We start from the raw sequence: 10517 nt of genomic DNA, 5'->3' as shown, positions 1-10517 counted from the left end.
CAGCCGCATTGGCGTAGCCAATGGGATGCAGTCACATTCATTGCCGCTGGCTACTAGTGTGCCGCCTATTTTTGTGTCGGAAATACAAAACGGAGAGGAAAAGATCCCCTCCATTATTGCTCGTTAATGACCCGTTGAATATGAGATTCACCGACAATTTTATTTCCTAACACGCATGCATCTAACAAGCTTTGACTACACAAAGTATTAATTTTTCGAGGTACGCCTTGTGTGAAATGATAAATGGCTCGAAGAGCTTCTTCCGAAAAGATATCGTGTGGTGTTTGCGCAACTTGAAGATGGTGCCGAATATAGGCATGTGTTTCCTTTTCCGTTAACCCAGTAATTTGGTAACGGAGTTGAATTCGCTGGTCAATGGCTTCTAAATGCTTGCTTTTCAATTGGTTTCGCAAACTTGGTTGACCAATTAAAATCAATGACATAGGGGACATGGAATCCTCTTTGAAATTTAAAATAAATCGGAGCTCTTGCAACATATTCTCTGAAAAATGATGGGCTTCATCAAGGGTAATAACCGGAATCTTTTTTTCATTTTCATAAATATCTAGCATCAAGGTTTGAAATTGTCGCTTTGCTTCTGTAGCGCGATAAGCAGGTTGCATACCAAAAAAGTGTAAGACCTCGTGGTAAAAAAGCTTTGGTGTAAGTGCAGAATCACACAGGTATACATGCCGATACTTTACCTGATCGGAATGATAGATAAGAGAACGAACAGCGGTGGATTTGCCTGTTCCCGGGTCCCCTGTAAGAAGGCAACACTGCCGATGATGAGTCGCGTATTCCAGTCGGGCTGAAGCTTCTTGATGCGTTGCTGAACCGAAAAGATGGGCAGGTAAAATTTCGCGTGTAAAGGGAACCTCTTTCATTTCGAAAAACTCTAAGATCATTACTTTTCACCTCGCTTCTTCTCTTTCCATGTGACGAAACTCGGTGTTCCTAACTCTCTACGTTTTTCATCTTCTTGTTCTTTCTTCAGTTTTTCTAGATAATCTGACACCACCGTCGGTGGTGTATCGTTGCCAGAGTCTGTCGGTATCTTAGAGTGTTGTTGATTACGCAGTTGTGCTGGAACGGCATCAGGAAAGCGCTGTTCGTCCTTCCATACCTGGATAAGAGATAAGTCAAAGGGGTTATATCGAATCTTCACTTTCTTCCCTCGAAGAGAGGAATCAACATCATAATTACTTCCTTCTAACTCAATTATCGCCGTTTTTCTTACGGTACGCTCTTCTTCCCACAGAAAGCATTCTTTTACCTTTTCTGCATCAAGATAGCGAACTTCTTCTTTTTTGGCTTCATATCGTTTCTTCGGTGTTTGTCCTGTTCCACGATGAATCCGATTATCGTAAGATTCTAGCCAGGAGCGAAGATATTGATTAAGTTGCTGCAAGTTTTTCAATCTGCCTTCTTGAACTAAAAGTTTTGCCTCACCAGTGAAACTGCTGTCAACATACTGGAAGAACTTTTCAATTTTACCCTTCGACTCCGGTGAGTACGGTTTGGCATGAATGAGTTTTGTTCCGAGTTTGGCACATATAATCTTAAATTGCTTGGCACTATATACCGACCCATTATCGCAATAGAAGATGTGGGGGACACCATATTTAAGTACAGCTTTTTGCATACATCTTTCAAGCCTGGGAGAACGCTCTTCAAAAAAGAACTCAGCATGCATAATACGACGACTATGGTCATCAAGGATCGCAATTAAGTAAGCTTTCTTCCGTCTGGACGGATTATCCGGGTCAGGAAGATGTAAAGTATGTTGCGTATCTGCTTGCCAGCAATCATTTGGCGCATCATGTTCAAACATACGAAATTCTTTGGTAACCGCTCGATGCTTGTCTCGTTTGTTCCAGCCATTCTCTTGAAAATAGCGAGAGAGGGTACGGGATTTTAACACACCGCGTTCTATAACCGCCTCTAATTCAAGAATACGGATGATTTGATCAACGCTGCGACTGGGCAATTCTTTTCTCAATTCGAGAGCTCGTTGTAGAATGGTCGGCTCAAGATGATGCAAGCTTCCTCTCTTTTCCCTAATCTGAGGCTTTAGCGCATCAAATCCCCCACTTTCATAGGCCTGAAGATATCGCTCTAGCGAGCGGATACTAATTTTTGTTTTTTCGCTACATGGAATGGTGTACGTTTGGCCAGCGATTTCCCGCAAAAGGGCATACCTTTCCCCTGGAGCCAGTCTCCTTTGCACCACCGGTGCAATTAAACCAAAGCGAAAAGCGGCAATCTCATTTCGAAGATTGTCATCCATCTCTTTTACTCCTCCTCTATATGAAAAATAAAGCTATGACTAGTTTCTCATACAGAAAAAAGGGGAAGAGAGTGACATATTTTGTTGATACATAATTTGGATATATAGTCATATCGCGTCTGTTTGCCAACCAATCCTAAAGGCTAAACCCTTACCACATTTCCAAATATGGCAGGCGGAGATTCAATGTGGAAAAAAGGGTACCCATTCGGGGGAGGTTACCTGCCTGGTTGAAGAATAGAGAGAGAAGCAGTCGCTGCTCCTGTTTGCTATTCATCCCCTGTCGATACAGAGGAAGTAATCCCTCCCCCTCCTCATATCTAGCCGCTACTATGGCTCTTTGTCTATGCATCCAATTCTGAACCTTCCCCTTTATTTTTGCTTGCCAACGATAGAGCGTCCGTAAAGAAACAATCGATACGTTTTCCGTTGTTAAGCGCACCGGAAGGTGCGCAATAGGTACACCCTCTCGTACCCATAGCCCCATGTATTCTCGTATGTGATTGGCGAATCGTTCATACGGAATGATGAAAGAAGGCAGCAAAGCGTACACTTTCTTACAGTGCCGACACCGCCTTCTAAGAACGGGAATCTCATACACCTTTGTTTTACAGATCACATTCCGCTTGTATCCTGTATGTTTTCTCATCCGTTCTCCGCAACAGGGACAAACCACTTCTATCTCATACCTGTAAATATTTCGAATATACTTCTTGATGCTATGCGTGCATTCTAGTAAAATAATCATAAGTTAGTGAGAGTCATTTGCGATAACCTGGCAGGGTGGAGGCAAATGGCTCTTTCCTTTTATCCATAATAAAAGCCGACACGAAATCTGACTGTCCTTACTCTGTCAAATTCCCTGTCGGCTTTTACTTTCCTTCTTCTACGGCAAAATAACTGGCGAATTCTCGCTCTTTCTCAACAAATAACCTGTCTGCGGACACCTATTTAGTAAAAATTACCGCAAACGCTTGTTCCAATTATAACTAGTACGAAAATAACGTGAAACAACATTTTTCAAATTTCAGGTGATCATGTTGTCGTACAAGAGGTCTATTATGGGGTCATAAAAACAATTAAAAAAAGAAGTAGGATATAACCTTTCAGGTTAAATCTTACTCCTAAAATATAACCAATGTTACAATTCTTATTATTGTGAGATATATAGATAGGTAATCATTAATTAAAGGAATTTAATCTTACTGATTACAGAGAGGTGCTTTATTTTTGTGCCTATATTTTTGGGTATATACTATGTAAACCGATTTACAGGAGGAATAGGCATGCAAAATCAGACCATCGGTTCCCTGCAGAAAGATATCATTGACCAGATCAACCGCTGGTTTCCTGCGTGGCAACCAACATACGAACAGGTTGAAGGATTTATTTATGGATACATGCAGAATTGTGACCGAACTTCTCCTTTATTCGAGAAGAAGTTGTTTGCCAACGAGCTCATTCCCCGTATATATGAGGAACTGCACAGAAAAGATATTATGTAGGGTTGATTGCCCGTCTGTTTTTCGTTATGATAGAAAAAAATTATATCAAGAAGGCTGAGACGAAGAATAGTAAGCAGCAAAGGCGTTACAGAGAGCCGGAGATGGTGGAAACCCGGTACGTACTCCTGTCTGAATGGACTTCTGAGCCCTGCGCTGAATAAGTAAGCGCTGGCGGATTTTCCCGTTACCGTAAACAAAAGCGAGCCGAATCGATCGGCTAATTAGGGTGGCACCACGGTCTCTCGTCCCTTTTCGGATGAGGGGCTTTTTTCATGCAAAAAAATAATTCTACATAAAGGAGCCAAATGATGAAGAAGATTTTTTCAGGCGTGCAGCCAAGCGGAAGTTTTACGATTGGAAATTATATTGGGGCTATGAAGCGTTTTGTTGATCTACAAGACGAGGGTGATTGCCTGTTTTGTATAGTTAACCTGCATTCGCTCACCGTTCCTAAGGATGCTGAGCTACTGCGGCAGTATACGATGCAACTAGCTGCGATGTATTTGAGCATTGGCATTGACCCAAATAAGTCAACCATATTTATTCAATCCCAGGTTCCCGAACACGCGGAACTCGGCTGGCTGATGCAGTGCACCGGCTATATCGGGGAACTGGAACGCATGACTCAGTATAAAGATAAATCACAGGGCAAGGAAGTTGTAACGGTTGGTCTCCTTACGTATCCAGCCCTAATGGCGGCAGATATTCTGTTATATAATACAACTCATGTCCCAGTTGGCGAGGATCAAAAACAACATCTTGAGTTTACAAGGGACATGGCACAGCGTTTCAATAAAAAATATGGTGAAACATTCATCGTTCCCGAGCCTATGATTCAGCAACTCGGCGGCCGAATTATGTCACTGGATGATCCATCCAAAAAAATGAGCAAAAGCAACCCTAACTCCGGCAGCTATATTGCCCTGCTGGACGAACCTAAAGCGATTGAGAAGAAGATTAAACGGGCGGTAACGGACTCTGAAGGCGTGGTTCGCTACGATAAAGAAAACAAACCAGCAGTGAGCAACCTGTTAACGATATATGCAGCCTGCACAGGTGATTCAATCGAGAACATCGTTAAAACGTATGAGGGACGGGGGTATGGTGACTTCAAGAAGGATCTGGCTGAGGTTGTGATTGAAACACTCGTTCCCATCCAGGAGAATTACAAACGCTGGATGGACAGCCCTGAGTTGCACACCATCCTAAAAAATGGCGCACACAAAGCGCATGCGCTTGCATCTGAAACGATGGATAAAGTGAAAAGAAATATGGGGCTTGTTACACTGTAACAGCCGAATGAGCACCCGTGGGCGATGATTTTCCATCATCGCCTGCTTTTTTGTGTTACTCCCCTTTAAATACAGGCTTCCTTTTTTCGCTAAACGCCTGCAGGGCTTCTACACGATCCGCAGTGGGAATGATGACTTCATATGCTTTCGATTCAATTTTGAGACCGGTTTTAATATCTACCTCACAGCCATAATTAATGGCATACTTCGCCTGGATCACTGCCAGCGGCCCATTCTGCATAATTTCTTCAGCAAGCGAAACTGATTTCTGCATCAGTTGCCCGGCCTCCGCCACACCATTAAGTATGCCAAGCTTCTCAGCTGCTTGTGCATCAATCCGTCGGCCTGTTAAAATGAGCTCTTTTGCTTTTCCTTTTCCAATTAAACGCGGAAGTCGCTGTGTTCCGCCTGCTCCGGGTATAATCGCCAGGCTTACCTCGGTCATCCCAATCTTCGCGTGTGCGGCTGCATAACGGAAATCGCAGGCAAGAGCGAGTTCAAAGCCTCCGCCAAAACAGAAGCCGTTGATCGCGGCGATAGTCGGCTGCGGCAGCTCGTCTACCCGGTCAAATACCTGCCTGATTTTATTTACAAAACGCTGAACGTCCCTGGCCGGCATCGTTTTTCTTTCTTTCAAATCGGCGCCTGTACTGAATGAACGATCGCCCGCTCCGGTAAAAATAACAGCCCGAATTTCACGATCCACATGAATATCATCCAAAATCTGCTCCAGCTGGGTAAGCATTTCGTAGTCAAAACAATTTAACTCGTTCGGCCTGTTGAGTGTAACGATTGCGAGGTGTCCTTTTGTTTCCATGAGAATTTTTTCATCGTTCATCCCGATCAATTCCCCTTATTTAGAATGTTTTGACAAGAATAGCTATAGCAAAATTTCGACGGAAAGCTATGGAATCCTGCCTAAGAGAAAAAACCGCAGTCACGATGAACTACGGTTGTTAATCGCTGGAGATGCATTCCCATTTAGAGAGCCACTCAACTCCCTCTAAAATCCACTCTTCGATTTCAAGAACTTTTGAGTCCCGGATCCCCAGGCATTCAGCAATTTGGTATATAGCGGTTCGTTCGCCCTCTATTAAACCGCCATCCATGGCTGCCAGTTTAAACATTTTCCGCGTGAGTGTCAGTTTTTCTGAGTAGGACAAATGAGGACCTACTTCCTGGGCAATCGCCACCGGTTCTTTCGGGTTTTCAATATCATCGTGAAACATCTGTCTTTCCCTAACAGAAAAGCTCTCCAGGTGGACCTGGCGAAAAATATTTTTCTTCTCATCTTCATCTAAATAGCCATCCGCCTGTGCGACACATATCAGCAGGCGGATTTCATATACTTGGGGGTGTTCAGCGGCACTTACCGGTTCTAGCATCACCAAGCCTCCTTTTTTGAAAGCGCTTAATATTATTATAGCACGATTTGCGGCATTATTTATTTATTTTCTTATTAATTATATCTCTATATTTAATTAACATATACCTGCTATTTACACCTATTTTTAAATAATTTGTGAACAAAGAAATACATCGCGTTCCCTGCCACTCTTGCTTTTCCTCGCGGAAGTTGTACGGCAGCTTTGTTCACGCCGGACGAGACCGCCATTAGGGAATCTTGGCCAGTGGCAAGCGTAAGCGCAGGCAATGGCCTTAGATTCCTTTATACCGTTTAGGTGCAACATCTGGGTAGCTCAGTGATGGAGACAGTTGACGGTCTTTTTCGCCCTTTGTTCCACACGCTCCACAAGGAAAAAGCAAAGGTGGCAGTTGTCTCGGATGTATTTCTTTGTAATTTAGGACCACAGGCCCCACGGAAAGAAACCGGAGAAATCTCCGGTTTCTTTTCAATCCGTTATTGCTTTATTAGCTTGATGGTAGCTGCTAAATCACCGATGGAGCGGGTCAGCATTTCTAGCTTCGCTTCGATTCTGATCAATAAATACAGCGTTATGGCAACGGGAAATCCCACGTTAGAAATGATAGAAATCCAATCATTCACGGTGGTTTCCTCCTTTCAAACGCATAGAATAGCTTCAAACTGCCCTTTTATGATATCGCAATGTCTGAAGTCGCGCGTTGAACCAGACGGGCAGATTTTTTCGCTGTAATTGGACCGCCTTTTGTCTCAAAGATATTCGTCGCTATCATTTTGTCCATCACGCGATTAATGTCTGCGGGGTTTACCGGCATAATTGGCTGGGCAACTTGAAAACGAACGATTGAACCCGCAGCCGTTGTAAAGCTAAGTTCTAAAGAAGCTGTCTCCATTATAGATCCCTCCTAAAAGGTAATGTTTTAAAAGATATTAACCTTGTTCAATTTGCGTCTGTACAACCTGCTCCGCACGCAGAAACGACAGTGATTGCAGGGAAGCGATAGCGCTTGCCGTGTCATATACCTCCTGGCTGCTGGCCGCGGCGCGAATTGGACCCAGTTTCCTACGCTTAATGCGGGGGTTGCCTTTCACATCGACCCCATCCTGTAAAACTAAAACAAGCTGAGCTGATTCAGGCGCTGTTACAATACTCATGTATATCCCTCCTTATAAGATGTGAACGAGTTGCCGTCGTTCTGCGCTATTATCCGCCTCTATATCTCTAAACAGGGACATCGTTTTGTTCAATCTTTTAATAGTCGTGTTAACGTTTGGACCTTATAATCATCCTTCAGCTGTCCGCGCGCAGCCGTCTTCAACGTCATACGCGCAAGCTGTTTATACTCATCAAGCAATTCCGGAGCTTTAGCATGTATCGCGTTTATGTGTCCTTCTATGGTTCCGAAATCTCCCCTAACGATAGGCCCCGTGAGGCCCTCCACAGTTCCTCTATCCCTTACGTTTCTCACGCTCCCCTCAATTAACGGCATAAGGGCACGACGTGCTGTTTCTTCGTCAATTCCGGCTGTTTCCATGAGTAGAAAACCATAATCAACAACGCTGACGAGTGCATTTGAAACAATAGACGCTGCCGCATGATACAGGGATTTCTGCGCGGCTGTGATGACAAAGAAAGGATTTTTTAAGTTAGCAAGCATTTCGCCCAGCCATTTTTTGGCCTGCTCTGTACCTTCCAGGCTGAAATAAGCGGAGGATAACAATTCCACCCCTGTTTGCGGGTCACTGAAAGATTGGAGTGGATGAAGAGATGCCGTTTCCGCCCCCTCTTTTGCCAATTCTTTAAGCCTGTCCGAAGATAACGCACCGCTCATATGAAAAAATAACTTCCCTTCCAGGTCAGCCCTGGCTTCCAGCAAGTTAAGTACAACTTCCCCGACTTGGTCATCCCCCGTAGCAATGCCGATCCAATCGCATGTATGGAGCAGATCCTCTACCGTTTCAACCATTATGCCTCCCGCAAGTTCCGCTGCTGCTTTAGCCTTCTGTCCGGTACGATTAAAGAAAGCAACTTTGTATCCGTGTCTCGCCAGGTACACACCAAAGGAAGTCCCCAGTTTTCCCGCTCCAATTATCCCTATCACATTCAATGCAAACACGCTCCATTCAAGTTTTCGGTTATTTCAGTATAGCACGGCCCCCTGTCTGTCTCGCAGTGGCAAGTAGCCAGAACGAATTTTATCTGCTGACTATATCTTAGGATAGAAAAAATATGGGTAATCCAGGATAAGGGTGTTTTCTAAATGACGCCTGCTCTATTTATTAAAAATATAAATTTTACAATGTATATTTTGTAAATATTACTTTTAGATTTCATTAATCGACATGATTTGATAAAATGTTTTTTGTATGACATAAAACTTGGAGGTAGTTCTGCATGATTTTCGCGGCAAAAAAAGACGTTTTCACGGACATGCTCTCAACGATAGCAGACAACGTTATGGAAGCTGCCCAATATTTTGTGGAGTTCAAAATTAAAAGTGAGCAGGATCTGCAAACTTTTTCAAAAACTATGAAGGAGTACGAGACCAAATGTGACGGTTATGTTCACCAAATTATTGTAGCCCTTAACAAAACGTTTATTACCCCTCTCGAGCGAGAAGACATACTTGAACTTGCGATGACGATGGACGATATTCTGGACGGAATGGAACAGTGCGCCTCTCGCTTCGAAATGTATAACATTACCAACCCCGATAAGTATATGGCACAATTTGCAGATATTATTTACGAAAGTACAAAAGAAGTTTCTAACTCCGCAAAGCTGCTTAGCAAGAAAAAGTTAATGGAGATACGTCCTCACTCAATCAAAATCAACGACTTTGAGTCCCAGTGTGATGAACTCCTCCGCGAATCCATAAAAGAATTGTTTAAGAAGGAGAAAGACCCAATTAAAATCATTCAATACAAAGAACTTTACGAAATTCTTGAGCTGGTTTCAGATAGCTGTGAAGATGTGGCAGATACGCTTGAAACTATCATCATGCGCAACGCATAAGGAGCTCTTTTGTTTATGACTATCGGACTAATCATCTTAATCATTGCACTCGCTTTTGCCTTTGACTTTATTAACGGATTTCACGATACAGCGAATGCGATCGCTACCTCTGTTTCGACCCGAGCTCTGAGTCCGCGCATAGCCATCGTAATGGCTGCTTGCATGAATTTTCTTGGGGCTCTTACCTTTACAGGTGTGGCACAGACCGTAACCAAAGGAATCGTGGATCCATTCAAGCTTGAGCATGGCATGACAGTTGTGTTCGCCGCTTTACTATCAGCGATCATATGGAACCTTGTTACCTGGTACTATGGCATCCCGAGTAGTTCATCGCATGCTATTATCGGCTCTATTGCCGGTGCAGCTATTGCTTCTGCCGGCTTCGGCATTATTAACTTTAATGGATTTATCAAGATTATTGAAGCGCTTGTTACGTCACCGTTTATCGCGTTAATTGTGGGATTTCTTATGATGAAGCTTTTCCACGCCGTGTTTAAGAATTTTAGCCTGGGAAAAACCAACCGTAATTTTCGTATATTCCAAATATTTACTGCTGCTATGCAATCATTTTCCCACGGAACAAACGATGCGCAGAAAGCAATGGGAATTATCACGATGGCGCTTATCGCCGGCCACTGGCAGACTACTTCCGACATTCCAATGTGGGTGCGCATTGGTGCGGCTATCTCGATGGGGCTTGGCACATCCATCGGCGGGTGGAAAATTATTAAAACCGTTGGGGGCAAAATTATGAAGTTGCGCCCTGTTAATGGCGCAGCAGCTGATTTGTCTTCCGCCCTTATCATCTTCGGGTTTACGAACTGGCATCTGCCTGTAAGCAGTACACATGTCATTTCTTCTGCAATAATGGGAGTTGGGTCAGCTGAGCGTGTAAAGGGAGTTAAATGGGGAGTCGCCCGGAGAATTGTGATTACCTGGATTATTACACTTCCCGTCTCTGCGCTAATTGCCGCGATTCTCTACAAAATCATTAGCGTGTTTTCATAAATTGTATGATATAAGCCAGCGT

13 protein-coding genes and 1 other annotated feature are annotated in these 10517 nt (G+C 43.7%); of the genes, 4 read left to right on the top strand and 9 right to left on the bottom strand.

Going from position 1 to position 10517, the window contains the following annotated elements:
• Positions 1–113 precede the first annotated feature (113 nt).
• The 3 genes from PP175_RS08345 to PP175_RS08335 form a co-directional block, all read right to left on the bottom strand.
• Positions 114–887 (bottom strand): ExeA family protein, encoded by a 774-nt coding sequence (locus PP175_RS08345; protein ID WP_272442300.1) that lies wholly within the window; start codon positions 885–887, stop codon positions 114–116.
• Positions 888–907: 20 nt separating this feature from the next.
• Positions 908–2290: a DDE-type integrase/transposase/recombinase gene (locus PP175_RS08340; protein ID WP_272442299.1), complete on the bottom strand. Its 1383-nt coding sequence runs from the start codon at positions 2288–2290 to the stop codon at positions 908–910.
• Between the two features lie 151 nt (positions 2291–2441).
• Complete coding sequence (locus PP175_RS08335; protein ID WP_272442298.1) at positions 2442–3038, bottom strand: DUF6431 domain-containing protein; 597 nt, start codon at positions 3036–3038, stop codon at positions 2442–2444.
• Between the two features lie 538 nt (positions 3039–3576).
• Between PP175_RS08335 and PP175_RS08330 the strand changes: the two genes are divergently transcribed.
• A complete protein-coding gene (locus PP175_RS08330; protein ID WP_272442297.1) occupies positions 3577–3795 on the top strand; it encodes a hypothetical protein in 219 nt (72 codons plus the stop codon).
• Positions 3796–3842: 47 nt separating this feature from the next.
• Positions 3843–4048, top strand: a binding site (T-box leader).
• A gap of 55 nt (positions 4049–4103) precedes the next feature.
• On the top strand, positions 4104–5087 hold the full coding sequence (gene trpS / locus PP175_RS08325) for a tryptophan--tRNA ligase (protein ID WP_272443216.1): 984 nt from the start codon (positions 4104–4106) through the stop codon (positions 5085–5087).
• A gap of 55 nt (positions 5088–5142) precedes the next feature.
• Here the strand turns inward: trpS and PP175_RS08320 are convergent, their stop codons facing one another.
• The 6 genes from PP175_RS08320 to PP175_RS08295 form a co-directional block, all read right to left on the bottom strand.
• Positions 5143–5925: an enoyl-CoA hydratase-related protein gene (locus tag PP175_RS08320; protein WP_272442296.1), complete on the bottom strand. Its 783-nt coding sequence runs from the start codon at positions 5923–5925 to the stop codon at positions 5143–5145.
• 118 nt (positions 5926–6043) lie between these two features.
• Positions 6044–6472, bottom strand: coding sequence for a DUF533 domain-containing protein (locus PP175_RS08315; protein WP_272442295.1), 429 nt, complete (start codon positions 6470–6472; stop codon positions 6044–6046).
• Positions 6473–6948: 476 nt separating this feature from the next.
• Complete coding sequence (locus PP175_RS08310) at positions 6949–7095, bottom strand: YvrJ family protein (RefSeq protein ID WP_272442294.1); 147 nt, start codon at positions 7093–7095, stop codon at positions 6949–6951.
• Positions 7096–7142: 47 nt separating this feature from the next.
• Positions 7143–7364 (bottom strand): DUF2922 domain-containing protein, encoded by a 222-nt coding sequence (locus PP175_RS08305; protein WP_272442293.1) that lies wholly within the window; start codon positions 7362–7364, stop codon positions 7143–7145.
• Between the two features lie 37 nt (positions 7365–7401).
• Positions 7402–7626: a DUF1659 domain-containing protein gene (locus tag PP175_RS08300; RefSeq protein WP_272442292.1), complete on the bottom strand. Its 225-nt coding sequence runs from the start codon at positions 7624–7626 to the stop codon at positions 7402–7404.
• An 89-nt stretch (positions 7627–7715) separates the two neighbouring features.
• On the bottom strand, positions 7716–8573 hold the full coding sequence (locus PP175_RS08295; RefSeq protein ID WP_272443215.1) for a Rossmann-like and DUF2520 domain-containing protein: 858 nt from the start codon (positions 8571–8573) through the stop codon (positions 7716–7718).
• A 293-nt stretch (positions 8574–8866) separates the two neighbouring features.
• Here PP175_RS08295 and PP175_RS08290 point away from each other — a divergent pair, with 293 nt between their 5' ends.
• Both PP175_RS08290 and PP175_RS08285 read left to right on the top strand, forming a co-directional pair.
• On the top strand, positions 8867–9487 hold the full coding sequence (locus PP175_RS08290) for a DUF47 domain-containing protein (protein ID WP_272442291.1): 621 nt from the start codon (positions 8867–8869) through the stop codon (positions 9485–9487).
• Positions 9488–9502: 15 nt separating this feature from the next.
• On the top strand, positions 9503–10495 hold the full coding sequence (locus tag PP175_RS08285) for an inorganic phosphate transporter (RefSeq protein WP_272442290.1): 993 nt from the start codon (positions 9503–9505) through the stop codon (positions 10493–10495).
• Positions 10496–10517: the final 22 nt, after the last annotated feature.

It is taken from the genome of Aneurinibacillus sp. Ricciae_BoGa-3 (assembly GCF_028421645.1).
Lineage (GTDB): Bacteria > Bacillota > Bacilli > Aneurinibacillales > Aneurinibacillaceae > Aneurinibacillus_B.
Note: the sequence above shows the minus strand (reverse complement) of the source record. Positions and strands in the feature narration are given on the sequence as shown.